The sequence below is a fragment of the Rheinheimera sp. MMS21-TC3 genome (assembly GCF_032229285.1).
Lineage (GTDB): Bacteria > Pseudomonadota > Gammaproteobacteria > Enterobacterales > Alteromonadaceae > Alishewanella.
Genome location: NZ_CP135084.1, coordinates 3,076,541 through 3,101,714, shown reverse-complemented (window position 1 = coordinate 3,101,714; position 25,174 = coordinate 3,076,541). Strand labels below are relative to the sequence as shown.

Genomic DNA, 25,174 nt, shown 5'->3' with positions numbered 1-25,174 from the left:
ACAACTTTTAAGATCGACTAACAATCTTTAACAAATATTAAGTTGTAGTCTTAGCGTTGTTAATTGCCTCTAAAGCCTCGTGCAATGTAGGGTAAAAAACTACAACACCTGGCTCTGGTTTTATCTGGGCTCTGGCCAGTGTTTTTAACGGTTGAAACTGTAAGTCTGCTATATACAACTGGGTATTTTCTGCTCGGCATTGCTTAATCAGCTTGGTTAAAGCCGCTAGCCCACCAGCATCTAATAATGGCACGCCGTCCATATATAAAATTATGCCTTTGCTATGTTGGGTTAAGTTACCAATATCTGCAAAAACCCGATCGGCAGCGGCAAAGAATAAGGGCCCACTAATCTTTAATGCTAACCAATGTTCCGGTAATGGCGCTGGAATATGTTTGCGCTGTTGACTGATATCGGTAACTTTGGTCATAGCGGCAATTTCTTTCATAAACAATAATGCTGCTAATACAATACCGGCGGTGATGGCAATAACCATATCAAAGAGTACAGTTAAAGAAAAACAGCAGAAAAATACCCAAATATCACTAATAGGCGCAGTTTTAATTAATTGTAGGGCCTTTTTAGCCTCACTCATATTCCAAGCAACAACAATTAACAGTGCGGCCAAAGCTGCCATAGGCAGATAAGATAATAAAGGCGCTAATAATACTAAGGCTAGTAACAAGACTAACGCATGCACCATAGCAGCAATAGGTGATTGAGCCCCTGCTTTATAGTTTACAGCCGAGCGGGCTAAAGCGGCGGTAGCAGTAATACCACCAAAAAACGGAGCAATGATATTACCTAAGCCTTGACCAAATAACTCGCTGTTAGCACTATGACGGCGACCCGACATACCATCTAATACTACGGCACAGAGTAATGATTCAATAGCACCAAGCATTGCCATGGCAAAAGCGGCGGCCAGTAGATCTTTTGCTAATGGCCAGCTAAACGTTAAGCCAACACCTTCGGGGCCAAGCTGTTGCCAAGGCCAAACAAAGCTGGGTAAGTAGGCGGGGATCCCGCTACCAATCTCGCCTTCAGGTGTTAGGTAACTAAAACGTGAGCCAATAGTATCTAGCTCTAAGCCTAGCTGCATAAAGATTAAAGCCAGTAAAGTACCTAAAAATAAAGCAGGTAAATGCGCAGGTAAAGCTGTTTTTAAACGTGGCCATAACAGCATAACGGCAAGTGTAACGGCACTTACAGTTAAAGTAGGCCAAGATGTATTGACTAAGTTGCTAACAAGCAATAGTGCTTTTTCTAGAGTGCTTTCAGGTAAATCGGTGATGGCTAAGCCAAAAAAATCATTAATCTGTAAAATGGCAATAACCACGGCTATACCGCTAGTAAAGCCCAAGGTGACAGGCGCAGGAATATATTCAATTAAACGGCCTAGCCTGAACATAGCCATTAGCAATAACATAATACCGGATAAGACAGTAGCGATAAGCAAACCGCTTAAACCATACTTCATGGCAACGGGATATAAAATAACAACAAAAGCGGCAGTAGGGCCTGAGACACTAAAGCGCGAACCGCCGGTTAGGGCAATAATAAAGCCAGCAATAATAGCAGTATACAAGCCATATTGCGGTGCAACGCCACTGGCAATAGCTAAGGCCATTGCTAATGGAATAGCAATAATACCCACTGTTACGCCAGCTAACATATCTTTTATAAATTTTTGTCGGCTGTAGCCTTCTGCCAAGGTTTCACGTAGCGCATAACCTAAGCGTAATGAACGTAAATAACTACGATTAGACACTTTAACTCCTACAAGCTTTTACGGGGCGGTAAAGCAACGTTAGCAAAAATAATACCAGCAACTAATGCCATAAAAATTAAAAAAGTTTGCTGGCCAATTCCCGTTGAGACAACAAACTCTTGGCCAGAAATAAGTGTATTTAAACCGATATAGGCTTTGCTACCAGGCACTAAGACGATTAAACCATGAGTCGCCACTATAGCAGCGGGTGCATTAGCAAAACGGGTAAATAAATTACTATAGATACCAACGGCAAAAGCACCAAAAAACGCGCCTAAGGTATAATCAAAAAAAGTTGCGCCGGTAATACTAACGCCATAAGCAATAAAACCAGAAGCAAGTGACCAGATCGTATATTTACCACGGCTTTTAAATAGCACCATTAACGAACAGCCTAAAATACCAATTGCTAGCCATGCCATCACATCGGGTATAGGCTCAGGCTTTATAAAGTCAACTTGGCCAAAAACACTAAAGCCAATTTCTATCCCTATAAAGGCACCAAAATAAAGCTTAAATAACAGCATTAAGGCGTCCATTACTCTGGCATTACCCGACACTAAATGTCTAGCGGCCAACTCAGCAAAGCCTAAGGTTAAAGCCAAGCCAGGAATAAAGACGATTATAGCCGATAACACTACTAAGCGAATATTAACCCCAGGGTCAATGTAACGGCTAATAGCGCAAGCTGCTATAGCTGCTGCCATGGCAACTAAGGGCTCTAACATGTGGGCGATACGGATAGAACGCTCGGCCCATACCATAAATAGATAAACCATTAATGATAATACTGACGACCATAAAACATCATTCCAACTAGTGGCCATCAGTAAAGCAAAAGCACCACCTGATAAAACCATGGCTAAAGCGGTTGCAAGATGGCCGTATGAGCTTGGCCGATCATTAATAATGTCTAGCATAGCATCAGCTTGTTGGATGCTAATTTCGCCACGAAGCAGCTTTTCTACTAAATCATCCGAGCGCGATAATGAGCCTAAGTCAATACCGCCAGGATCAACACGCTCAGCGTGGGTATATTCTTGCTCATGGCCTTCGCTCCAAATAACAAAGGTCATTGCTGTGGGCGAAATAATAAAGGAGCCTTTAAGCTGTAAATGCTGAGTTAATTCTTTAAGGTGTGCTTCTAAGCGATAGGCAGGAGTGCCATATTTGTGCAGCATCTTGCCAAGTTTGACAATAAACTTACGTTTTTGAATAAAATCGGCGCTATCCAATAGTGTGTCTCGGTTGCGATGGAGCAAAGTGATATTGTAATACTAAATAGTAATAACAACAAAAATATAACAATTTAGGCTAAAGTTGCATTTATTATACAACTTTTAACCCTATATTGCAGCTAAGCTACAAAAATATTTGGTGTTAATAATTAATAGTCAAAGTTGTGTTTATACCTTAGTGTGTTAGTGCTGCTTCAGAGGTACGCGGCATTAAGCGAGATTGCAGTACAAACCAGCGACCTAAGTGCCAGAGTAGCCATAGCGAGAGCAGTGGAAATACAAGAGTTTGTAAAGTGTAGACAACTATTAGTTGCACCAAGTTTTCTACCATGCCATCTGTAAAGTGTTTTACGGCATTAAAGACTTCATTAGCGCTGCTGGCACTGGACTTTAACCAGCTTAGAGCGCCACTATCTTCTGCTGGTAAAGCAGGCTCAGTATTTAAGTGCGCTGTTGCGCCGCTTAATGCTGCTTGTGCCTCTACTCGCTGCGGCTCTAGCACCCAGGTAGATAATGAGGCTACGCCATAAGCTGCTATTGGGATCCCAATGCGAATTATGATTAATAGAGCGATAAAAATACGCAGTAAAAATAATGAGTTTTGTCGCCACGCCCGAGGCCCGAGTCCAGTCGCTAAAAGCATAACGATAATGCCACTGCCAAATAAAGGCAAAGCAGCAACTTTACCAAACTCAAGTAAAAATAGCTGCATGCCAACCGATGTCATGGCTAGCACCATTAAATCTGAATAGCGCACGGCCATATCTTGCAAAGGTTTAAGCAGTTGGCCGGGTTTTATGCTAGCCACGCCAACACCAACTTCAGCTTCAGATACAAAAGCAATACCACGATCTATTAAGCGAGCCGTAGCAAAGGAAGCGCTACTTAAGATTAAGCTTTGTTTTAAAGCACTATGCGCTTTATTATCAAGCGGCGCTAATAAAGGATTAATAATACGCTGCTGCAAGATGCCGCTGTAAATGGCGGTGCTAAATAAAGCTAAAATCAATAGCAATAACAGTATGCGCTGGCCGCGAGTTTTAGCGATACGATTAAGCAATGATTTCATCTAGCTCTCCGCCCTACTTAGTTATCCCTACTATAGCTTATGCTAGTACTTACAACTAGCAGCAACTTTCAGCTAACGCCAGAGTTGCTCTATTGCCGTACTAGGCTCAAAGCGATCGGCAATCTGGGCCTGCAATAACTCGGCACAAGCAATAGCATCGGTAACAGCATGATGTGGCCGATAAATAGGCAAACCATAACGCTTTCGGCTGTCGGCTAAGCGAATGGGTGGTTTTGCTTTTAGCCCAAATTCTGTTAACAAACAGCTTAGGCTATAGGCCTAAGCTTGACTTAAACGACATAAATTGTCGCAGATAATAGCGGTGGCGATAGCGACATTTAGTGATTCAGCATTGCCATAGCCAGGAATGGTAATTTTCTTATTAATAAAGCCGCTAAGTTCTGGGCTAATACCATTAGCTTCATTGCCCATGACAATAAAACCATTAGGTGAGCTTAGCGTTAAAGCGTGCACCGATTCGCCGCCTAAATAAGCACCAAAAATCGGTTGCTGCTGTTGAGCTAAAAGGGGGGCTAAGGGTTGATAATATAAATTGACCCGCAAAAACGAACCTTTGGCTGCGGCAATCACTTTAGGATTATACATATCTGCGGTGTCAGGTGAGCAGACTATATGTTTAATACCATACCAATCGGCAATACGAATAATACTGCCAAGGTTACCTGGGTCATTAATTTGGTCTAAAACTAGCACCCAGTTAGGTTGAGTGCTGGTGAAGGCTTTGGCCTCTGGCATAACAACTACGGCTAAGGCGGCATCGTTAGTGCTGAAAGTTCCTACTTTGGCTAATTCTTCACTGCTGCAACTTTGCACTAAATCTAGCGGGGCAACAGCTGCAGCATGCTGCTGTAAAAAACGCTCTGTGGCAAATAAGGCTTTTACTTGCCACTTTGAGGCTAATAATTCTAATACTGCTTTTTCACCTTCAACAATAAAACATTGTTCAAGCTTACGTTGTTTTTTTTGCTGCAAGCTGCGGATCAACTTACTCCATTTCTGACTAATCACTTTTGAAATGCCTGTTGACCATTAACCCAAGTTTGCTCAACGCCAATTTGCCACAGTTCAGTTTCAGGAATAGTGAAAATGTTGCGATTAATTAAGATAAAATCGGCCCAGCTACCAGGTGCTAAGGTGCCCATCATCTGATCTTGAAAGGCACCATAAGCGGCGTCTTGAGTAAATGAACGCAAGGCTTCAACTAAGGTTAATTTTTGCTGAGGTAGCCAGCCACCTTTGGGCTGATTTTGCTGATCTTGGCGGGTAACAGAGGCATGGATACCATGAAAAGGTTCGGCTAATTCGACAGGGAAGTCTGAGCCACCAACTATAATGCTGCCTTGATCTAAAAAAGTGCGCCAAGCATAAGCCCCTTCTAAGCGTGCTTCGCCTAGACGATCAGCGGCCATGTTTTTGTCAGAAGTGGCATGCACTGCTTGCATAGCAGGGATGACGGCAAGGCTAGCAAAGCGAGGAATATCTTCAGGTGCCACTATTTGTGCGTGCTCAATTCTATGCCTACTGGCTAAACGTTGCTCGGCTGGTACAAGTTGTTCAAACATATCTAAGGTTAAGCGGTTAGATAAATCGCCTATGGCATGCACATTAGCTTGAAAACCAGCATTAATAGTTTGCTGCATTAAGCTCTGCAGTTGCTCAGGTGCTGTTACTAATAAACCGCTCTGCTCCGGCTGGTCGCTATAAGGTTTAATTAAAGCCGCGCCACGGCTACCTAAAGCACCATCGCCATAGATTTTTACTGAACGAATATCCAAAAAGTCTGTGGGGTCGTCAATAATACCGGCTTTTAGCCATTGTGCTAGCTGTGGATCACTGGCTGACAGCATAGGGTAAATGCGTATAGGCAAAGCTTGTTCAGCGGCTAATTGTTGGTACAGCTTGACTGTATCGGTATTGACACCGGCATCATGAGTGCTGGTAATGCCTAAAGCCAATAAGTGTTGAAAAGCTGCTTTTAACGCTAGGCGTTTTTCGTTCTCTGTGCTGTCTGGAATATGGCGTTCAACTAATGCCATAGCATTATCTATTAGCACGCCGGTAGGGTTACCTTTAGCGTCACGAATAATTTCACCACCAGCAGGATCTAAGGTTTCTTTAGTTATGCCAGCTATTGCAAGAGCTTGACTATTAGCCCAGCCAGCATGACCATCAACCCGCCGTAACCAAACGGGCTTATTTGCGACAGCTTCATCTAATAATGCCGTAGTGGGAAATTGTTTTTCTGGCCATAATACTTGATTCCAACCGCGGCCTCTAATCCAGCTTAACTCTGGATTGTTAGCGGCAAATTCAGCAACCCTTTGTACAGCAGCTTGTTCACTTTGGCTGCCACGCAACTCTGTCATTGACAAGTTAAAGCCTAAGCCTAAAACGTGGCCATGGCCGTCAATGAGTCCGGGTAATAAGGTTTTGCCTTTACCGTCTATGGTTTTAGCCTTGGCATATTGTTTGGCAATACTGCTATCACCTCGAGCTAATACTTTGCCAGTTGCGTCATCAAATACCAGCACTTGAAAAGGACTGAGCTCACGCTCGGCATTAAAGCCATAGCCATGAATATTAGTTAGCACAACGGGTGCGGCAACTAAGCTGCTGGCGCTAAATAATAAAGCGATTACAGCACAACGAGAAAATACTGACATAAACAATAACCTCTAAAATAGTTGCGCAACTATAACAATAAATTTGTAGTAACGAAATCGGTAAACTTAATTCCTAGCTAAGGCCTTTACTTAGGTATTGCTTGCTTGGTTAGTGTTTTGGGGTCCAGTAACTCAGCCAGTTCGGCTCTACTGTATTCAGTATGCTCTAAGGCAACATCGATAACGGGTCTTTGCTGTTGATAAGCTTGTTTGGCTATAGTCGCTGCTTTGCTATAGCCAATAAGTGGATTTAAAGCAGTAACTAAAATAGGGTTACGAGCTAGGGCTTGATCAATATTATCTTCAAGTACGGTAAAACTATCTATTGTTTGGCTAGCTAACTCATGACAGGCAGTACTAAGTAAGTTAATACTTTGCAGTAAATTATAAGCTATAACTGGCAACATAACATTTAGCTCAAAGTTACCTGATTGGCCGGCAACTGTGATAGTGCTGTCATTACCTATTACTTGAGCACAAATCATAGCAGTGGCTTCTGGAATAACAGGGTTAACCTTGCCAGGCATAATAGATGACCCTGGTTGAATAGCCGCTAGCTCAATTTCAGCTATACCAGCCAGAGGTCCAGAGTTCATCCAGCGTAAGTCATTACTAATTTTCATTATAGTTACGGCTAAGGTTTTTAAGCTACCCGAGCAAGCAACAGCGCTATCTTGTGAGCCAATAGCGGCAAATAAGTTATCTGCAGGTCTAAACTGCATATCAGTGAGTGAGTTTAGCTGTTGGCAAAATAGCTTAGCAAAGTCGGGGTGAGCATTAATACCTGTACCAACAGCTGTACCGCCTTGAGCTAAGCCAAGTAGTTGCTGTAATTGTTGCTTGAGTTGTTGTTGATTCAGCTTAAGTTGGCTAGACCAGCCGGTTAAAACCTGCTCAAAGGTTACCGGCATGGCATCCATTAAGTGAGTGCGGCCAGTTTTAACAATATGCCCAATTTTCTGGATTTTATTAGCTAGGCTGTGCTGAAGTTGCTCTAAGGCCGGTAATAACTGGTTGTTAATAGCTAAAGCTGCACTAACATGAATAGCAGTAGGAATAGTATCGTTACTGCTTTGACCTAAGTTTACATGGTCGTTAGGGTGTACGGTTTTGCCCAAGTTTTTAGATGCTAAGGTAGCAAGCACTTCATTGGCGTTCATGTTGGTACTAGTGCCCGAGCCTGTTTGAAACAGATCAATCGGGTAATGTTGCATGTCTATATCTGCTAATTGTTGCTTAGCTGCTTGGCAAATGGCTTGGCAAATATTGGCCTCTAATAAACCAAGTTCTTTGTTTGCTTGTGCTGCCGCTAATTTAATTTTTAATAATGCAGCAATAAACTGCTTAGGAAATAACAGATCGCTAAAAGGAAAATTTTGTACAGCTCGTTGTGTTTGTGCTTGATATAAAGCGTTTACAGGTACTTGTAGTTCGCCCATGCTGTCGCGTTCGGTTCTAGTTTTCATCTGGCCGCCAAAAAACGTTTATAGTTTTAAATTAATGATTGTTGACTAAGCATAGCAAAAATCAAGCTAGGTAGTTTGATTAAAATATGCACAGAAACCTTCGTTAAACAGCTTGTTTGCTGAGATTAAAACTACAGCTTAAGTCATAGCGTTTATAGACATTTTGCTAAGATAGCGGTATAAATGTTGGCATAATGACTTCTGTTTTTTGCTATTTACCGTCGTTATGACTACAAGTCGCCTATTATGTTTAGAAAGCGGTTTATTATAAAAAGTTATGCATTGCCAAGACCGCCTTCGCGCGTGATGGCTCTCATTCGCTAACCGCGATAAGGACAGGTTGTAACTATGACACTTTTATGGATCTTGCTGTTACCCATGCTGGGCTCTTTAGTGCCAGTATTAAGTGCCAAAACAAGTAGGAGTACTTGCGCGCTATTAACAGCTATTCCGCCAGCTTTAGCTTTAGCCATACTGTTATCCTTAACCCAAACGGTGTTTAGCGGCGAAGTGTTACGTTTTGGCTTAGACTGGGTACCGCTTTTAGGCTTAGAGATTGTTATTAGGCTGGATGGTTTAGCCTATTTATTTAGTTTATTGATCTTAGGTATTGGCTTGCTGATTATTTTATATGCGCGCTATTACCTGTCAGTGCAAGACTCCATGCCTCGGTTTTATGCTTATTTAATGTTATTTATGACAGCGATGTTAGGCATAGTGCTATCGGGTAATATTTTACAACTCTGGTTATTTTGGGAATTAACCAGCATAAGCTCATTTTTATTAATTAGTTTTTGGTGGCATCAAACCGAGGCGCGACAAGGAGCACGCATGGCCTTAACGGTAACAGGTGCCGGTGGTTTAGCTTTATTAGCAGCCTTTATATTAATTGGCCAAGCGGTTGGTAGCTATGATTTAGATCAGGTACTGGCCAGTAAAGATATTATTTTGCAGCATCATTTATACCCAGTGATGCTCGTGTTATTTTTAATTGGCTGTTTTACTAAATCGGCGCAATTCCCATTCCATTTTTGGTTACCTAATGCCATGGCAGCGCCAACTCCGGTAAGTGCTTACTTACACTCAGCCACTATGGTTAAAGCCGGTATCTTTTTATTAGCTCGCTTTTATCCGGTTATGTCGGGTACCGAGCTGTGGTTTGTTATTGTTAGCTTAACAGGATTAATTACTCTGCTAATTGGTGCCTATTTAGCCTTATTTAAACACGACTTAAAAGGTTTGCTAGCCTATTCCACTATTAGCCATTTAGGCTTAATTACTATGTTGTTTGGCATTGGCTCAGACTTAGCTGCTATTGCCGGTATTTTTCATATTATTAATCATGCTACCTTTAAAGCGTCTTTATTTATGGCTGCGGGCATTATTGACCATGAATCAGGGTCACGCGATATGCGCAAGCTAAATGGCTTATGGCAATTTATGCCCATAACCGCCACTTTAGCTATGGTAGCAGCTGCCGCTATGGCTGGTGTGCCATTATTAAACGGCTTTTTATCTAAAGAAATGTTCTTTACTGAAACCTTGCATCAGCACTTATTAGGCTCGTTATCTTGGGTGATCCCTGTATTGGCAACCGTAGCAGGTATTTTTTCGGTTGCTTATTCAATGCGCTTTATTCATGACGTATTTTTTAATGGCCAACCTAAAGGCTTAACCAAAACGCCAAAAGAGCCGCCACGCTATATGCGGGTGCCGGTTGAAGTCTTAGTTGCACTTTGTATTTTAGTCGGTATTTTCCCTGGCTACTTTATTCAAGATATTTTAAATTCAGCTGCCGTTGCTGTATTAGGTGGGCCGATTCCTCAGTACAGTGTGGCAATTTGGCATGGTTTTAACCTACCGTTGCTAATGAGTGTACTAGCACTTATTGGAGGCACTGTAATCTATGTCAACCGCAAGCACTTATTTGATTTTCAGCATATGCTGCCGGGTATAGATGTCCTGGAAACCTTTGAGTTATACATTGCTAAATTTATCAAGGCTTGTACTGCTGCTTATAACTGGCTAGATAATGGCTCATTACAACGCTATATGAAGCTGTTACTGTTAAGTTTTATTGTGCTGGCAGGTCTGCCTTTAATAAACCTAGATACCTTATGGGGCGGCCGTGCCGAGCTACCGGTTGACGTTGTTAACCTAGCGGGGGTAACCATGCTATTAATTGGTGCTTTTGCTACTACGGTACTGCATCGTTTTCGGTTAATGGCATTATTAATGATATCTGTAGTAGGCTTAATGGTGTCTATTGCCTTTACCCGTTTTTCTGCGCCAGACTTAGCCTTAACGCAATTATCAGTTGAAGTAGTGACCATTATTTTATTAATGCTGGCGCTATTCTTTTTACCCCATAAAACGCCCAAACAATCCAGCGCAGGGCGGGTGTTGTTTGATGTTGCTATAGCCAGTATGGTCGGGGTGATAGTAGGTAGCTTAAGCTATGCCTTAATGACCCGACCCTTTACTACTATTTCTGATTTCTTTATTGCTAACGCTAAAACTGGTGGCGGTGGTACTAACGTGGTAAACGTTATTTTAGTCGACTTCCGTGGCTTTGATACTTTAGGTGAAATTACCGTTTTAGGTATAGCAGCTTTGGGTATTTTCAAATTGCTAACGCGTATTCCGTTATTTAAACCCAGTAGCGACGGTGAAGGTCGACCTTGGAGTACCGAACGCCATTCCATGTTGTTAGCGACTGTATCTCAAGTGCTATTGCCGTTAGCGCTAATGGTGTCGGTATTTATTTTCTTCCGTGGCCATAACTTACCAGGTGGCGGCTTTATTGCTGGCTTAGTCACGGCAGTAGCTATTATCTTGCAATATATTGCCCACGGAGTCGATTGGGTGAAAACCCGAATGGAAGTTGAATATCAGCGGGTAATTGCTATCGGTTTAACCATAGCTTTAGTAACAGGTATAGGCAGTATGTTGTTTAATAAGCCATTCTTAACTTCTTGGTTTGATTACTACCATTTACCGTTATTAGGCGAAATTGAATTAGCTAGTGCAATAGCTTTTGATTTAGGGGTGTACATTACGGTAGTAGGTGCAACTTTATTAATTTTGGCTAACTTAGGCAAAATGACCACTAGCCATAGACCTGTACATAAGGAAACAATCTAATGGAAACATTGTTTGCCAGTTGTATTGGCTTTTTAACCAGTTGCGGCGTGTTTTTAATATTACGCGGTCGAACCTTTCCGGTAATGATGGGTTTAACTATGCTGTCTTATGCGGTTAATTTATTTATATTTTCGTCAGGCCGACTGACACTACGTGGCGCAGCAGTATTAGGGAGCTCAGAGCAATATGCAGACCCTTTACCGCAAGCCTTAGTGTTAACTGCAATTGTTATCGGCTTTGCGATGACCGCATTTTTAGTCATTCTTGCCATAAGAGCACGAGCGGATTTAGGTAATGACCATGTTGATGGTAAGTTACCAGAAACAGGTAAGGGGCAGCGTTAATGTGGCACTTGGTGGTATTACCTATAATTTTGCCAATGTTAACGGCGTTGCTGATTATTTTGCCGCCTATCCATCGCCGTGCCACGCATCGTCGTTGGCTGAGCATGGTTTCGGCAGTTATCCAGTTTGTAATTACGATTGCTTTGTTATTACAAGTTCAACAGTTAGGCATACTGCACTATGCAGTAGGTAATTGGCAGGCACCCTTTGGTATAGTGCTAGTAGCAGATACGCTGTCAGTAACTATGGTCTGCCTAACCAGCTTTTTGGCTGCTGGCGCTATTATCTATGGTAGCGCGGGCGAAGATGAAAAGGGCTCATTCTTTCATCCGTTATTTCAATTCTTAGTGATGGGGATTAATGGGGCCTTTTTAACTGGCGACTTGTTTAATATGTTTGTGTTCTTTGAAGTATTACTTATCGCTTCATACGCCTTGTTAGTACATGCTGGCGGTAAGAACAAAACGAAAGCTGCATTGCACTATGTCATCATTAACTTAACCGGTTCAGCAGTCTTTCTTATTGCTTTAGCCGTGTTGTATGGCACCTTAGGCACTTTAAATATGGCCGATATGATAGCTAAAGTGGCTAATGTAGCGCCTGAAGACTTAATGTTAGTTAAAACAGGTGGCTTACTGTTGATGATTGTCTTTGCATTAAAGGCAGCCATTTTACCACTACAATTTTGGTTGCCGGCGGCTTATTCTTCGGCATCACCCTCTGTGGCAGCGTTATTTGCTGTTATGACTAAAATTGGTGTTTATGGATTACTGCGAGTTTATAGCACTATATTTGGTGAGCATGCAGGCCCATTAGCGGGCATTGCCTCAGCTTGGTTATGGCCGGTGGGGTTAGCAACTATTGTTATTGGTGCAGTGGGAGTAGTATCTAGCCAAGACTTTCGTCGTGTTGTTGCTCATTTAGTGCTTATTTCTGTAGGCACTTTAGTGGCATTAGTGGCAGTGCAAACACCCGCCTCAGCAAGTGCGGTGGTTTTTTATAGCGTTCATTCCACTTTAGTTTGCGCCGCTTTATTTTTAATAGCCGATCTAGTAGCAAATCAGCGCGGTAAAGTAGGAGACCGCTTAGTGCCAGGTCGACGTATTGCTCAACCAGCCTTATTGGGTACACTATTTTTAATAGCAGCCTTAAGTGTAACCGGAATTCCACCCTTTTCTGGCTTTATTGGTAAGTTAATGATTTTGCAAGCAGTAGAACAACCTAGCCAAAAGTTGATGTTATGGGGCGTTGCTTTAAGCTGTACTTTATTGGTCATTATTGGTTTATCACGAGCAGGGTCTATGCTGTTTTGGCGGGTAAGTGGCTCAGATTCAGATGGTGAACATGCAAAACCTTTACAAGTTGTTGCGGTAACTTGGTTGCTGCTATCTAGTGTCTTGTTAGTCGTGTTTGCTGGCCCCCTGACCCAACTAAGCAAAAATGCGGCGAGTCAGTTATATGATCTTAATAGCCTAACCGAGCGGGTATTAGGCAGCCCTGTCTCTAATTCGCTTACTGAAGCCCCCCTTAAAAACATTAAAGGAGACGATTAATGTATAACCGTTGGTTACCGGCTCCTTTTAGCAGCTTAATATTATTTATAGTTTGGCTATTACTAAACCAAAGTGTTGAGTTAATTCATCTGTTTTTTGGTTTAATCTTAGCGGTTATTTTACCCTTAATAACTACTAGGTTTCGTGATAAACAGCCACAAATCAAACGGCCATTATTAGCTGTGCGATATTTTATTAGGGTGTTAGGCGATATAGTCACGGCTAATTTGCAAGTCGCTATTATTATTCTTGGCCCTAAACATAAATTAAAACCTGCTTTTGTGCGTGTTCCCATTGATTTGCACCATACTTTACCTTTAACCATATTGGCTAATACTGTGTCTATGACACCAGGCACAGTAAGTGCTGATGTTTATCCTCATGCTGACTCGATTGATCCCAACCAGCCATTACCACAACGCTGGTTGTTAATACATGTGCTAGATTTAACTGATGAAGCTGAATTAATTGCATCGATTAAGCAAAGGTATGAAGCGCCTTTAAAGGAAATATTTCAATGTTAAATAACGTCATATTATTAGTATTTGCCATGATTAGCCTGGCTTTGCTGTTAAATATTTGGTGTTTATTGCGTGGTCCTAGCTTACCCGATCGTTTATTGGCATTAGACACCATGTATATCAACAGTATTGCGTTGATTTCGTTATACGGTTTGTTAATGCGTTCTTGGCTATATTTTGAAGCAGCACTCTTAATAGCTATGTTAGGTTTTGTTAGTACAGTAGCTATATGCAAGTTTTTGCTACGTGGCGACATAATAGAATAGGAGTCAGTATGCTACAGTTTATGGAATGGGTAGTGGTGTTCTTTTTACTTATTGGTGGTGTTTTTGTGCTAATAGGCTCTATAGGTTTAACCAGAATGCCCGATTTTTTTATGCGCTTACATGGGCCAACTAAAGCCACTACAGTAGGAATGGGTGGAATTTTACTTGGTGCTATTTTCTTTTTTAGCAGCCACGGTAATTACAGTGCTCATGAGTTATTAATTACTATTTTCTTGCTAATTACCGCACCTATTAGCGCTCATATGCTAATTAAAGCTGCAATTCACCACCAACTTAAGGCTATAGATAAAACTCAAGGTTTAGAGAACATAGGCGACAATGCCTTGATAGCAGAAGCGGATAAAACCACAGATAGTAGTGCAGAAAACAATAAAGAAACTCCACAACCTTAAAAGCCAACTTACCTCATCAGCCTTAATAATCAAACTTTAGTTTACAACTAATAAAAAACCCAGCAGTTACGCTGGGTTAGTGGACGTTTAGAGACTGTCTAGGTCTGTGTTTTGGTGGAGCTGGCGGGAGTTGAACCCGCGTCCGAAAAACCTAGCTCTTCAGTACTACATGCTTAGCACATTCATTTAGTTAACCCTATGAGCGCCGAATGGCAGGCTATCGTCGGGCGAGCCTGATTGGTTTTAACGGTTTGTCTCCAGGCGAAGACGCGACGCGATCCTGTTGGGGGTGATCTTCCAGAGTCTCAGCTTACAGGCATGCGTGAGGGGAAGAGCTATCTACTGCCTATTAAGCAGCGATTGCGTACGTTTCGTCGTTTGCGACTAGTTTTTTGCGGTTTTTTTACGAGGCCTACCGCACCTCGGCATGCACTTAGGAGGTCGTGAATCTCGTCGAATCCAGAATCAGCCCCGAATTCTGTGTGAAACACTTACACTCTTAGTGTTTATACATTGTACGTTGCAGTAGTTACTTATACAAGCACCATTACAACTTACTATGTTTACCAACTGCTATATATATGGGGATGAATATTAATAATTCAAGTCCTGCTTACGCTTATTAACGGCGAGAATGCTTCATCATCCGCTCTTTTTCACGCGACCAGTCACGATCTTTAATATCATCGCGTTTATCGTAATTTGTTTTACCCTTAGCTAAATAAAATTCAAGTTTTACCCAGCAGGCTTTCCAATACATAGCAGTAGTAATAAGGGTATAGCCTTCGCGTTCTGTTAGGCCAATTAGCTTACTTAATTCACGCTTATGCAACAGCAGTTTACGGCTGCGATCTGGATCGCATACAACGTGAGTAGAGGCATTGTTTAACGGTTGAATCTGAGCACCAAATAAAAATGCTTCGCCATTTTTAATGATGACATAAGAATCAGACAAGTTAACTTTACCCTCGCGAATGCTCTTTACTTCCCAGCCTTGTAAGCTGATACCCGCTTCAAAGCGATCTTCTAAAGAGTACTCGTGCCGCGCTTTTCTATTAAGCGCTATAGTACCGTTTGTATTTTTACTTTTAGTTTTTTTAGTCATAATTTGCCAGTATTTACGGCCCTGTATTAATGAATTGCTTTGGTGCTAGCCTTGTTGCAGCCCGTTATTCTGTTACAATCTGCCGCGACAATAAAGGGGATAGAGTATGCCACAAATTGAGCGCAGTGCTTTGGTTTTTTATAGCGCTAAACAGATGTTTGACTTGGTAAATAGAGTACCGGAATATCCACAGTTTTTACCAGGCTGTACTGCTGCACGTATTGTTAATCAGTCTGAACAAGAGATGGTGGCGTCATTGCAAGTTTCCAAGGCCGGAATTAGCCATACTTTTACTACTCGCAATACCTTTCACCCTTATCAGAGAATTGATCTGCATTTAGTTGATGGTCCATTTAAAAAGTTACAGGGTGCTTGGGAGTTTATCCCACTAAATGACAAGGCCTGTAAAGTTGTGCTTAAATTAGATTTTGAATTCTCAAATAAATTAGTTCAATTTGCGTTTGGTAAAGTGTTTGGCGAATTAGCCGCCTCTATGGTTAATGCTTTTACTATACGCGCTAAGCAAGTATACGGAGAAGTAAATGGCTGATCAACTGATGGTTGAAGTGGCTTTTGCCTTGCCTACAAAGCAAACGATATTAACCATATCGGTAGCAGCAGATGCCACCGTAGAGCAGATTATTGCCTTATCTGGTATTTTGCAGCAATATCCAGAAATTGATTTGTCGCAACAAAAAGTTGGCGTTTGGAGTAGAACAGTAAAGCTGACTGATACTGTTAAAGAAGGCGACAGAATAGAAATATATAGGCCATTAATTGCTGATCCTAAGGATTTACGCCGCAGGCGTGCTGAAAAAGCCAAACAAGAAGGCCGCGCCGATAAGGTGACGGGTGGTAGATTAGCGGATAACAAAAACGTTTAAACTATTTATATAAGTTTAAACGTTTTGTTTATAATTAAGCTTAAATATCTAAAGGCTGGTTAAAGTTTTCAGATTTTTCGTAGTCGCCACTGATATCTTGTAATCTGTTTTGATTAAAAGTAATAATCAGCTGCTTTTTAAAATCATTATTACCCATGCCACTTTTTAATGAATAAAAATAGTGCCAAGTATCATTATCAAAGGCATTACTAGCAACTGGGCTGCCTAAAACATATAGCACTTGCTCTTTAGTCATTTCTACCCGTAACTTATTAATGTCTTTTTGTTCTAAAAAGTTGCCTTGAGGTATATCAATCCGATATACCCAACTGCTGCATGCGCTTAGGCTGCTAAGGCCAATAATTAGTAATGCTGTGGTTAAAACTGCTTTCATATGTTCTGTCTACTCTTACTGAATGCGTTCATCATACCCTATCCGGCGTGCCGATAAAAACCTTCTTTCAGACTACAGGTGCACATAAAAGTTCTCTAGCATTAGCTAAGGCGCTGGCACTGATGTTTTCACCCGCTAATAAACGAGCAATTTCTCCAATACGTTGCTCGTCATTCAAGGTAAGCATACGAGTCTCGGTGTTTACGCCGTCGGTATACTTTTCAACAAAAAGTTGCTGATGGCCTTGGCTGGCAACTTGAGGTAAATGGGTAACACAAATAATTTGTGTTTTTTCGCCTAACTGTCTAAGTAAGCGACCCACCCCAGCAGCGACGGGGCCACTAATGCCTACGTCGACCTCATCAAATATTAAGGTAGGTGTAGTTACTTTGTCGGCCAAAATTACTTGGATGGCCAAGCTTATCCGTGATAACTCACCGCCAGAAGCTACTTTTTGCATTGCTTGTAATGGTTGACCTGGGTTGGTGGATACTTGAAACTCAACAGCATCAATGCCGTTAATGCTGGCTTGGTTTAAGGTTAACTCTGTTAGTTGAATGTTAAACTTTGCATTGCTCATACTTAGTTCATGCATGCTGGCACTAATTTTTTGGCTTAATTGCTCGGCAGCAGCTTGACGTTGCTTACTTAACAATTGTGCTTGCTCAGCATAATGCTGTTTTGCTTGTTCAATACTATCTGCCAACATTGCTAAGCGTTCATCATTACAAGTTAGCTCTGCCAATTGACTACTAAGTTGCTGGTGTAATGCGGGTAGCTCTTCATTGCTAGTTTGGTGCTTACGAGCCAAGGCTAACCATTGACCAAGTCGCTGATCAATAAAGTCTAATCGCTCTGGGTCAAGCTCCATTTTGTCACTATAGCGCCGCAATTCTCGACTGGCTTCTTCGGTTTGGACTAAGGCATCATTTAGCATTTGGCTAATGCCGCTAAGGCTAGGGTCGAGTATACAGAGCTGTTCTAGTTGACTATGCGCAGCCGATAAGGCTTGGTAGATATTTTGTTGCTCGTCATCATACAGTAGTTGCACAACTTGTTGGCTTTGACTTAACAAGGTTTGGCCATGGCTAAGTAAGTTGTGCTCAGCTTCTAAATTAGCATATTCGTCAGCAGCGGGAGAAAAGCTATCTAACTCGGCGACTTGATATTCTAATAATTGGCGCTGAGCGTCTCGTTGTTGTTTTGATTGCTCTAATTCGGCATATTCAGCTTGTAATTGCTGCCATTGCCGCCATGCCTCTTTAGTGTTGTTAATGGCAACTTGGTGGCCAGCAAAACTGTCGATTAGTTGGCGCTGGTAATCACTTTTTAATAATTGTTGATGAGCGTGTTGGCCATGAATGCTTAGTAAATGCTGGCCAAGGGTTTTTAGTTGCTGCGCTGGCACTTGTACGCCGTTAATATAACCACGAGAGCGGCCTTCACTACTGATCACTCGGCGAACTATACAGTCATTAGCCATAGCTAAGTCTTGATCGGTTAGCCATTTTTGTGCAGCAGTGAGCTTGCTAACATCAAAAGTAGCAACAATATCGGCTTTATCAGCACCTGGCCTAACAACGCTGGCATCAGCGCGCTCACCTAAGCATAATGACAAAGCATCAATAGCAATTGACTTACCGGCACCGGTTTCTCCGGTGATGGTGCTCATGCCATCAGCCCAATCGATTTCTAATGCGCGTACTATAGCAAAGTTACTAATGTGCAAATGACACAGCATATAAGGCTCCCGTTTCAATCCATGTTGCAGCCTATAAACTATTAGCAAAAAGCACTAGGAAGGCTGATTAAAATAACAGTGGTTATTTATACAGTAACTTTATATCGGAAATTAATTCTTAGCAAGTCAGTTTTTAATAAAGTTTGCTGCCCCAGCCAAGTTTATTTCGTAAGACGTGAAAGTAACTATAACCAGGCGGGTGAACTAAGCGTAATGGCGTAGGATGTTTACGAATATAAATATCGTCGCCAGGCATAACGGCTAAAATTACATGGCTGTCGCAACTTATTTGTAGGTGAGCGTCATTGGTACTCGCAACCTTTAAGCGAATTTCACTGTTACCTGAAACCACTAAGGGCCGGCTACTTAAAGTATGTGGAAACATGGGTACTAAGCTAACTGCATCTAAATCTGGGGTTAAAATAGGCCCGCCACCAGAAAGTGAATAAGCTGTAGAACCGGTAGGAGTACTAATAATTAAGCCATCAGAGCGCTGCGAAAACACAAATTCATCATTGATATAAGCTTCAAACTCAATCATATGGGCGACTTTATCAGCGTGTAACACCGCCTCGTTAACTGCGCTATTACTGCTTTTAACAATGCCATGTCGATGCACTGTTATTTCCAGTAAGTTGCGGTGCTCAGTGACAAAATTGCCGGCGAGTACTTCATTTAAAGGTTGCTGAAAGCTTTCTGGGGCTAAATCGGTTAAGAAGCCTAAGTTACCGCGGTTAACGCCTAAAACAGCAATATCAAATCTAGCTAGTACTCTTGCTGCACCAAGCATATTACCATCGCCGCCAACCACTATAGCTAAGTCACACTGCTTACCAAGTTCTACTAAATCTAGCACTTTAGCTTCTGGTAAATTTAATGAATCGGCTACTCTTTGTTCTATAAATACGGTTAAACCACGGTCTTGGAGAAACTGATATAGGCTAAGTAGAGTTTGATTAGCTCCGGCATGATGCGGTTTGCCAATTAGGCCAATAGTTGTAAAAGCGTCAGACATAGTAGGTTCCTTACACAGCTTGTATTTAGTATAGCGGTAGCCTTAGCCAGACACTAGTAGCAATTGTAGCTTGAATAACTGTCAAACGTCCCCATATAAAGCTTACATTTGTATTGGGAACTAGGCATGACATTATCGCTAAATCGCTCTGATTTAATACTTAAATTGATTGTTGAACAGTATTTATTAGATGGTCAGCCGGTTTCATCTAAGTTGTTGGCGCAGCATGCTGAGTTAGCTGTAAGTTCAGCAACGGTGCGTAACTCCATGATGTTGCTTGAACAGCAAGGCTTAATTCGTTCGCCACATACTTCAGCAGGTCGTATTCCTACCACTAAAGGCATCCGGTTTTTTATAGATAAAATAATGCGGCTGCAGCCGTTATCTGCCATGTGGAGTACAGAGCTGCAACGTAAATTAACCGCCCAGTTGCCAGTTTCCTTATTATGCCAACAAGCCGGCCAGTTACTCACCAACTTAACAGGTTTTGTTGCTATTATTAGCGCACCTAAAGCTGAAACCCGTATGGTACGGCAAATTGATTTAGTGCGTTTAGCCAGCGATCGCTTATTATTAGTAGTAATAGACGAAGATGGCGATATTTTACACCGAATTTTACACTGCGAACACACTATTGATAATGCCACTTTAAGTAAGGTTTTATGTTTATTAAATGCTGCCCTAAGTGGCGGCCAGTGGCAGGAAGGCATAGAGCGTTTAGGCAATGTGGTGCGTAATGAAAATGATTTATGCCAAGCATTATTACGAAAAGTATTGGGTCAGTTAAGTTTAGATGAGTTACAGCAGCACCAACCTATTATTTTTGGTCAACATCAATTGTTATTAACGCCAGATTATCAACAAAGCCCAGCCTTACAGCAAGTCATGCAGTTGTTGGATTATCCTGAAGGGTTAATGTCTTTATTGCAGACCATAACCAAAGATGACCATCCTAAGTTATTATTAGGCAAAGAATCGGGTTTTGCAGAATTAGCAAATGTCAGTATTATAACGCAACGATATCAGGCTGAGCCGCAGCGTTTTGTCGCTTTGCTAGGACACAGAAGAATGGATTATGGCCGTTTAATTCCGCTGGTAAGCGCCTGTGCAAGACAATTAAGTTTGCACTTGAATCGGCAGTAAGGATCCCCATAATACACCTACATAATTTGGGAGTAGTAACACATGACAGAGCAAAAACAGCCAAACGATATCCATACTGAGCAGACTCAGCCAGGGAATGAACAAGGTGAACCAGTCGAATTGTCGGCTGAGCAAGATATTATTACTAAATTAGAAACAGAATTAAATCAGGCTCAAGCGCAATTGGCCGAACAAAAAGATTTAATGCTGCGGATAAAAGCTGATGCTGAAAATACCCGTCGCCGCGCATCTTTAGATGTTGAAAAAGCCCATAAATTTGCTCTAGAAAAGTTCGCTGCAGATTTGCTATCTGTAGCTGATAATTTAGAGCGGGCTTTAGAGTTTGTTGATCGTGAAAATGAGCAACTTAAAGGCTTTGCTGAAGGGGTAGATTTAACCTTAAAAGGATTTTTAGATGTAGTAGCTAAGTATGGTGTTAATCAAATTAACCCACAAGGTGAGCCTTTTAACCCAGACTTGCATGAAGCTATGACTACTATGCCAACAACAGAGTTTGCGCCAAACACTGTTACTTTTGTTATGCAAAAGGGCTATGAATTAAATGGTCGTTTATTACGCCCCGCAATGGTAGGTGTTGCTAAAGCGCCAGAATAAATCTGCGGTTATTAGCAATAAGTTAAGCAGTACCTTGTAGTAAAAAATGATATTAATAACGACAACCTGACTTGCGGCTAAAGCTGACAAGTCAGGTTGTCGTTTTTTTGCTAACCTTAGTTAGCTTGTCATCCTTTCTTTATTTTTTTATCCTGTTAAGTCTGTTTCGCCTTCTAAGTTAATTCTGCCTTGTTGCTTTACAATCAAAATTTATACAAGCAAAGTTAGCCTGCTTACTATTATTGATCATAATGGCTTACTGGTCACCGAGGTAGAAATGTTATCCCCGCAGTTTATAAAATCAGTTAAAGGGGTAATCCCAAGCGAGCGCTATTTTGATGATGCTATAGCTAGGCTCGCTTATGGCACTGATGCTAGCTTTTATCGCTTAGTTCCTAAATTGGTGCTGCGGGTAGAGACTGAACTTGAAGTAATCAGTCTTATTAAATTAGCCTACCAGCACCGAGTTGCTATTACATTTCGTGCTGCTGGCACTAGTTTGTCGGGGCAGGCCGTTACTGATTCAGTATTAATTGTATTAGGCGAAAACTGGCAGCAGCGAGAAGTACGAGGCTTAGGTGAGCAAATTCGCTTGCAGCCTGGGGTAATTGGCACTGATGCCAATACCGTACTGCGCAAGTTTCAGCGCAAAATTGGCCCCGATCCCGCATCAATTAATAGCTGCAAAATTGGCGGCATTATTGCTAATAATGCCAGTGGTATGTGTTGTGGTACGGCGCAAAATAGCTTTCAAACTTTAGCTGGTATGCGGCTAGTGTTGTTCGATGGCACAGTGCTAGACAGCGAAGATGCCGCTAGCGTTACGGCATTTAGGCAAAGCCATGCCAGTTTATTAGCCGCATTAAGTCATTTAGCCGAGCAAACCAAGGCTAATACAGCATTAACGGCTAAAATTCGACATAAGTATCGTTTAAAAAATACCACCGGCTTTTCGCTGAATGCGCTAACTGAATTTACCGATCCTATCGATATATTGCTGCATTTAATGGTGGGCTCAGAAGGCTGCTTAGGTTTTATTAGCTCAGTAACCTTAAATACAGTGCCAGATTATCCTAATCGTGCTACTGCCTTGTTAGTGTTTGCTAATATAGAGCAATGCTGCGAAGCGGTTAGGCTGTTAAAGCAACAACCGGTAGTAGCCGTTGAATTGCTCGATAGGCGCAGCTTAAGCTCTATTGAGCAAAAAGCCGGCATGCCTGCGTGGATAAAGCAATTGTCTCATTCAGCCAGTGCCTTACTTATTGAAACCACAGCCGCCTCAGCAACTGGGTTACAACAGCAAATACAACAAATAAACACAGCACTGCAAGGATATGCGCTTGAACAAAAAGTTGGGTTTAGTACTGATCCTAAGATCTACAATCAGCTATGGGCTATTCGTAAAGGCACTTTCCCCGCTGTTGGCGCTATGCGTGAAACCGGCACTACGGTTATTATTGAAGATGTTACCTTTCCGGTTGAAAAACTAGCCCAAGGGGTATTTAGGTTACAGCAGCTGTTTGCGCAGTATCATTATAATGAGGCAATTATTTTTGGTCATGCCCTTGAGGGCAATTTGCATTTTGTTTTTAGCCAAAGCTTTGAGCAACCGCAAGAAATAAGCAGATATGCTGCCTTTATGCAGGCTGTAACCCAATTAGTGGCGGTAGAGTTTAACGGCTCATTAAAAGCCGAACATGGCACTGGCCGTAATATGGCGCCTTTTGTTGAATTAGAATGGGGCAGCGACGCTTATCAGCTTATGTGGCAAATTAAGCAGCTGCTCGATCCGCAATCACTGCTTAATCCCGATGTGGTGTTAAGTCATAACAAGCAAATTCATTTACAAAGCTTAAAGCCTTTACCGGCAACAAAGCCTATAGTCGATAAATGCATTGAATGTGGTTTCTGTGAGCCGGTTTGTCCGTCACGTAAGCTTACCTTAACACCAAGGCAGCGCATTGTAATTCAGCGTGAAATCGCCAGTCTTAACCGAACGGGGGCTAATAAACAGCGCGTAAAGCAGCTAACTAAAGCTTATGAATATCAAGGCAATGATAGCTGCGCTGCTTGTGGTATGTGTCAAACCGCTTGCCCGGTGGGGATAAACACCGGTGATTTAACTCGCCAGTTAAGGGCAACTAATAACCGACGCTGGCAGGGGCTGGCTAAGCTAATGGCTAGCCAATTTAGCCTTATGGCTCAAGCTGCGCGCTATGGCTTAAGCTTTGGCAATACTTTACATAAAATACTGCCTTTTTGGCATCAGGCTATGCCTAGTGCTCATTATATGCAGGCAAATCAGCACAAAATTACTACTAAATTAACAGATGAGCTTATTCCTATTATTTATCTGGCCAGCTGCACAGGGCGAGTTATGGGGCCGGCGGCAACTAGCCAAAATAAGCGTAGTTTAATTGAGGTAATGCAATCATTGTTAGCCAAAGCGGGTTATCAGCTTATTCTCGCAGAAGGTATTGATAGTCAATGTTGCGGCATGCCGTTTCATTCTAAGGGCCAATTTGCCGCAGCCGAGCAAAAACAGCAACAGCTTGAGCAATGGTTACTTAAGGTTAGCGACAAGGGAAGGTTACCTATTTTTTCTGATAGCAGCCCCTGTAGCTTAACCTTAAAGGCTAAGCTAGATGCGCGCTTAAAACTGTATGACAGCGTCGACTTTTTAGCAGATTGTGTGCTGTCTAAATTACAACTCACTAAGTTATCAACCCCAGTCGCCTTGCATTTAACCTGTAGTGCCAGTCAACTTAACCAAGCCGATAAGCTAAAACTGTTAGTGGCAGCCTGTACTGAACAGCTAGTGATCCCAGAAGGCATTAGTTGTTGCGGCTTTGCTGGTGATAAAGGCTTTGTACTACCAGAGCTTAATGCTTCTGCCTTAGATAGTTTAAAACCACAAGTTGCAGCTTGTGTTCAAGGTGTCTCTAGCAGTCGAAGCTGCGAGATAGGGCTGTCTAGACACAGTGGCATTGAGTATCAGCATATCGCCTATTTGCTAGATAGCTGCGCAAAATAATGTTGAATGTTGATTGTTGAGTTAAAGCAGAGAGGTGACTGTTTGTTTTGCTAACTTATTACTCAGCAACGGCCTAATGTCGTTGCTGAGTAACGGCTTGGCTTATAGGGTTTTTAAAATGGTTTCTGGCAGGGCTAATTCATCGTTTTGGTTAATACCAACACCACGATTAATAATATTTTCAGCTATTTGTTTAGCTTCATCTAAAGAGTGCATTTGCGCCGTACCGCACTGATAAATATTCAGCTCAGGGATATCACTTTGCTTGGACACTTTTAATACATCACGCATAGCAGCTTGCCATGCGGTAGCAACAGTTACTTCATCAGGAGTGCCAATTAAGCTCATATAAAAACCAGTACGACAACCCATAGGGGAAATGTCGATAATCTCGATATCATCACTATTTAAATGATCACGCATAAAACCAGCAAATAAATGCTCTAAAGTATGAATGCCTTTTTCTGACAGAATTTCTTCGTTAGGCACACAAAAACGTAAATCAAAAACGGTAATAGCATCACCTTTAGGGGTCTGCATTGTTTTTGCAACGCGCACAGCTGGCGCTTTCATAATGGTATGATCGACAGTAAAACTATCCAGTAATGGCATAAAAAAACCTTTTTATTAGCTCAACATTAGTGGCCATTATAGTCAGGTCAGGCCTAATAAGTTAACCGCTTTTACTATTTAAGGCTTTAATTTCGTACTAACAGCAATGTTTTTGCTAATTTTTAGTATAAAACAAAAAAATTAATTGAATAACCTTGAATG

23 protein-coding genes and 1 other RNA gene are annotated in these 25,174 nt (G+C 41.9%); 11 read left to right on the top strand and 13 right to left on the bottom strand.

The window, feature by feature from the left end:
- Nucleotides 1-37: 37 nt before the first annotated feature.
- The 7 genes from dauA to RDV63_RS15020 form a co-directional block, all read right to left on the bottom strand.
- Entirely contained in the window at nt 38-1,771 is a 1,734-nt protein-coding gene (dauA, locus tag RDV63_RS15050; RefSeq protein WP_313910333.1) for a C4-dicarboxylic acid transporter DauA, read from the bottom strand.
- Between the two features lie 8 nt (nt 1,772-1,779).
- Nucleotides 1,780-3,006 (bottom strand): threonine/serine exporter ThrE family protein, encoded by a 1,227-nt coding sequence (locus RDV63_RS15045; protein WP_313910332.1) that lies wholly within the window; start codon nt 3,004-3,006, stop codon nt 1,780-1,782.
- A 178-nt stretch (nt 3,007-3,184) separates the two neighbouring features.
- Nucleotides 3,185-4,078: a hypothetical protein gene (locus RDV63_RS15040; protein WP_313910331.1), complete on the bottom strand. Its 894-nt coding sequence runs from the start codon at nt 4,076-4,078 to the stop codon at nt 3,185-3,187.
- A gap of 72 nt (nt 4,079-4,150) precedes the next feature.
- Nucleotides 4,151-4,339, bottom strand: a complete 189-nt coding sequence (locus tag RDV63_RS15035; protein ID WP_313910329.1) for a hypothetical protein — start codon at nt 4,337-4,339, stop codon at nt 4,151-4,153.
- Between the two features lie 18 nt (nt 4,340-4,357).
- Nucleotides 4,358-5,107: an RNA methyltransferase gene (locus RDV63_RS15030; protein WP_313910327.1), complete on the bottom strand. Its 750-nt coding sequence runs from the start codon at nt 5,105-5,107 to the stop codon at nt 4,358-4,360.
- Nucleotides 5,104-6,762 carry an amidohydrolase gene (locus RDV63_RS15025; RefSeq protein ID WP_313910325.1) on the bottom strand — a complete coding sequence of 553 codons (1,659 nt, stop codon included), beginning with the start codon at nt 6,760-6,762 and terminating at the stop codon, nt 5,104-5,106. Before RDV63_RS15025 ends, RDV63_RS15030 begins: the two co-directional genes overlap by 4 nt.
- A gap of 86 nt (nt 6,763-6,848) precedes the next feature.
- Nucleotides 6,849-8,228, bottom strand: a complete 1,380-nt coding sequence (locus RDV63_RS15020) for a class II fumarate hydratase (protein ID WP_313910324.1) — start codon at nt 8,226-8,228, stop codon at nt 6,849-6,851.
- Nucleotides 8,229-8,576: 348 nt separating this feature from the next.
- Between RDV63_RS15020 and RDV63_RS15015 the strand changes: the two genes are divergently transcribed.
- From RDV63_RS15015 to RDV63_RS14990, 6 genes are read left to right on the top strand one after another with little or no spacing between them, the layout of a single operon-like run.
- Nucleotides 8,577-11,372, top strand: coding sequence for a monovalent cation/H+ antiporter subunit A (locus RDV63_RS15015; protein ID WP_313910323.1), 2,796 nt, complete (start codon nt 8,577-8,579; stop codon nt 11,370-11,372).
- Entirely contained in the window at nt 11,372-11,716 is a 345-nt protein-coding gene (locus RDV63_RS15010; RefSeq protein ID WP_313910322.1) for a Na+/H+ antiporter subunit C, read from the top strand. The genes RDV63_RS15015 and RDV63_RS15010 overlap by 1 nt, the downstream gene beginning before the upstream one ends.
- On the top strand, nt 11,716-13,269 hold the full coding sequence (locus RDV63_RS15005; protein ID WP_313910321.1) for a monovalent cation/H+ antiporter subunit D: 1,554 nt from the start codon (nt 11,716-11,718) through the stop codon (nt 13,267-13,269). The genes RDV63_RS15010 and RDV63_RS15005 overlap by 1 nt, the downstream gene beginning before the upstream one ends.
- The gene (locus tag RDV63_RS15000) at nt 13,269-13,793 is read left to right on the top strand and encodes a Na+/H+ antiporter subunit E (protein WP_313910320.1); all 525 of its coding nucleotides are present in this window, start codon (nt 13,269-13,271) and stop codon (nt 13,791-13,793) included. Before RDV63_RS15005 ends, RDV63_RS15000 begins: the two co-directional genes overlap by 1 nt.
- Complete coding sequence (locus tag RDV63_RS14995) at nt 13,787-14,056, top strand: K+/H+ antiporter subunit F (protein ID WP_313910319.1); 270 nt, start codon at nt 13,787-13,789, stop codon at nt 14,054-14,056. The genes RDV63_RS15000 and RDV63_RS14995 overlap by 7 nt, the downstream gene beginning before the upstream one ends.
- An 8-nt stretch (nt 14,057-14,064) precedes the next feature.
- Nucleotides 14,065-14,469, top strand: a complete 405-nt coding sequence (locus RDV63_RS14990) for a Na+/H+ antiporter subunit G (protein WP_313910318.1) — start codon at nt 14,065-14,067, stop codon at nt 14,467-14,469.
- 112 nt (nt 14,470-14,581) lie between these two features.
- Here the strand turns inward: RDV63_RS14990 and ssrA are convergent.
- Together ssrA and smpB are read right to left on the bottom strand one after the other, a co-directional pair.
- Nucleotides 14,582-14,942: a transfer-messenger RNA gene (gene ssrA, locus RDV63_RS14985) on the bottom strand.
- Nucleotides 14,943-15,091: 149 nt separating this feature from the next.
- Nucleotides 15,092-15,574, bottom strand: coding sequence for an SsrA-binding protein SmpB (gene smpB / locus RDV63_RS14980; RefSeq protein WP_313910317.1), 483 nt, complete (start codon nt 15,572-15,574; stop codon nt 15,092-15,094).
- A gap of 106 nt (nt 15,575-15,680) precedes the next feature.
- On the opposite strand from smpB, the gene RDV63_RS14975 reads away from it, so the two are divergent.
- Nucleotides 15,681-16,124 carry an SRPBCC family protein gene (locus tag RDV63_RS14975; protein WP_313910316.1) on the top strand — a complete coding sequence of 148 codons (444 nt, stop codon included), beginning with the start codon at nt 15,681-15,683 and terminating at the stop codon, nt 16,122-16,124.
- Complete coding sequence (locus tag RDV63_RS14970) at nt 16,117-16,458, top strand: RnfH family protein (protein WP_313910315.1); 342 nt, start codon at nt 16,117-16,119, stop codon at nt 16,456-16,458. Before RDV63_RS14975 ends, RDV63_RS14970 begins: the two co-directional genes overlap by 8 nt.
- 40 nt (nt 16,459-16,498) lie before the next feature.
- Here RDV63_RS14970 and RDV63_RS14965 read toward each other — a convergent pair whose 3' ends face one another.
- From RDV63_RS14965 to nadK, 3 genes are all read right to left on the bottom strand, one after another.
- Nucleotides 16,499-16,852 carry an outer membrane protein assembly factor BamE gene (locus RDV63_RS14965; RefSeq protein WP_313910313.1) on the bottom strand — a complete coding sequence of 118 codons (354 nt, stop codon included), beginning with the start codon at nt 16,850-16,852 and terminating at the stop codon, nt 16,499-16,501.
- Between the two features lie 67 nt (nt 16,853-16,919).
- Complete coding sequence (recN, locus tag RDV63_RS14960; protein ID WP_313910312.1) at nt 16,920-18,593, bottom strand: DNA repair protein RecN; 1,674 nt, start codon at nt 18,591-18,593, stop codon at nt 16,920-16,922.
- Between the two features lie 133 nt (nt 18,594-18,726).
- Nucleotides 18,727-19,608, bottom strand: a complete 882-nt coding sequence (gene nadK, locus RDV63_RS14955) for an NAD(+) kinase (protein ID WP_313910311.1) — start codon at nt 19,606-19,608, stop codon at nt 18,727-18,729.
- A gap of 126 nt (nt 19,609-19,734) precedes the next feature.
- Between nadK and hrcA the strand changes: the two genes are divergently transcribed.
- The 3 genes from hrcA to RDV63_RS14940 all read left to right on the top strand — a co-directional run bounded on the left by hrcA (nt 19,735) and on the right by RDV63_RS14940 (nt 24,400).
- Nucleotides 19,735-20,751, top strand: coding sequence for a heat-inducible transcriptional repressor HrcA (gene hrcA, locus RDV63_RS14950; protein ID WP_313910310.1), 1,017 nt, complete (start codon nt 19,735-19,737; stop codon nt 20,749-20,751).
- Between the two features lie 42 nt (nt 20,752-20,793).
- Nucleotides 20,794-21,366: a nucleotide exchange factor GrpE gene (gene grpE / locus RDV63_RS14945; RefSeq protein ID WP_313910308.1), complete on the top strand. Its 573-nt coding sequence runs from the start codon at nt 20,794-20,796 to the stop codon at nt 21,364-21,366.
- 277 nt (nt 21,367-21,643) lie between these two features.
- Entirely contained in the window at nt 21,644-24,400 is a 2,757-nt protein-coding gene (locus RDV63_RS14940; protein ID WP_313910307.1) for an FAD-binding and (Fe-S)-binding domain-containing protein, read from the top strand.
- Between the two features lie 102 nt (nt 24,401-24,502).
- On the opposite strand, the gene luxS is transcribed toward RDV63_RS14940, so the two are convergent.
- Complete coding sequence (luxS, locus tag RDV63_RS14935; protein WP_313910306.1) at nt 24,503-25,012, bottom strand: S-ribosylhomocysteine lyase; 510 nt, start codon at nt 25,010-25,012, stop codon at nt 24,503-24,505.
- Nucleotides 25,013-25,174 lie beyond the last annotated feature (162 nt).

Coding starts and splice junctions, on each gene's coding strand:
- RDV63_RS15040 (WP_313910331.1), bottom strand. CDS start 4,078: ATGAAATCATTGCTTAATCGTATCGCTAAAACTCGCGGCCAGCGCATA.
- RDV63_RS15025 (WP_313910325.1), bottom strand. CDS start 6,762: ATGTCAGTATTTTCTCGTTGTGCTGTAATCGCTTTATTATTTAGCGCC.
- RDV63_RS15020 (WP_313910324.1), bottom strand. CDS start 8,228: ATGAAAACTAGAACCGAACGCGACAGCATGGGCGAACTACAAGTACCT.
- RDV63_RS15015 (WP_313910323.1), top strand. CDS start 8,577: ATGACACTTTTATGGATCTTGCTGTTACCCATGCTGGGCTCTTTAGTG.
- RDV63_RS15010 (WP_313910322.1), top strand. CDS start 11,372: ATGGAAACATTGTTTGCCAGTTGTATTGGCTTTTTAACCAGTTGCGGC.
- RDV63_RS15005 (WP_313910321.1), top strand. CDS start 11,716: ATGTGGCACTTGGTGGTATTACCTATAATTTTGCCAATGTTAACGGCG.
- RDV63_RS15000 (WP_313910320.1), top strand. CDS start 13,269: ATGTATAACCGTTGGTTACCGGCTCCTTTTAGCAGCTTAATATTATTT.
- RDV63_RS14995 (WP_313910319.1), top strand. CDS start 13,787: ATGTTAAATAACGTCATATTATTAGTATTTGCCATGATTAGCCTGGCT.
- RDV63_RS14990 (WP_313910318.1), top strand. CDS start 14,065: ATGCTACAGTTTATGGAATGGGTAGTGGTGTTCTTTTTACTTATTGGT.
- smpB (WP_313910317.1), bottom strand. CDS start 15,574: ATGACTAAAAAAACTAAAAGTAAAAATACAAACGGTACTATAGCGCTT.
- RDV63_RS14975 (WP_313910316.1), top strand. CDS start 15,681: ATGCCACAAATTGAGCGCAGTGCTTTGGTTTTTTATAGCGCTAAACAG.
- RDV63_RS14970 (WP_313910315.1), top strand. CDS start 16,117: ATGGCTGATCAACTGATGGTTGAAGTGGCTTTTGCCTTGCCTACAAAG.
- RDV63_RS14965 (WP_313910313.1), bottom strand. CDS start 16,852: ATGAAAGCAGTTTTAACCACAGCATTACTAATTATTGGCCTTAGCAGC.
- recN (WP_313910312.1), bottom strand. CDS start 18,593: ATGCTGTGTCATTTGCACATTAGTAACTTTGCTATAGTACGCGCATTA.
- nadK (WP_313910311.1), bottom strand. CDS start 19,608: ATGTCTGACGCTTTTACAACTATTGGCCTAATTGGCAAACCGCATCAT.
- hrcA (WP_313910310.1), top strand. CDS start 19,735: ATGACATTATCGCTAAATCGCTCTGATTTAATACTTAAATTGATTGTT.
- grpE (WP_313910308.1), top strand. CDS start 20,794: ATGACAGAGCAAAAACAGCCAAACGATATCCATACTGAGCAGACTCAG.
- RDV63_RS14940 (WP_313910307.1), top strand. CDS start 21,644: ATGTTATCCCCGCAGTTTATAAAATCAGTTAAAGGGGTAATCCCAAGC.
- luxS (WP_313910306.1), bottom strand. CDS start 25,012: ATGCCATTACTGGATAGTTTTACTGTCGATCATACCATTATGAAAGCG.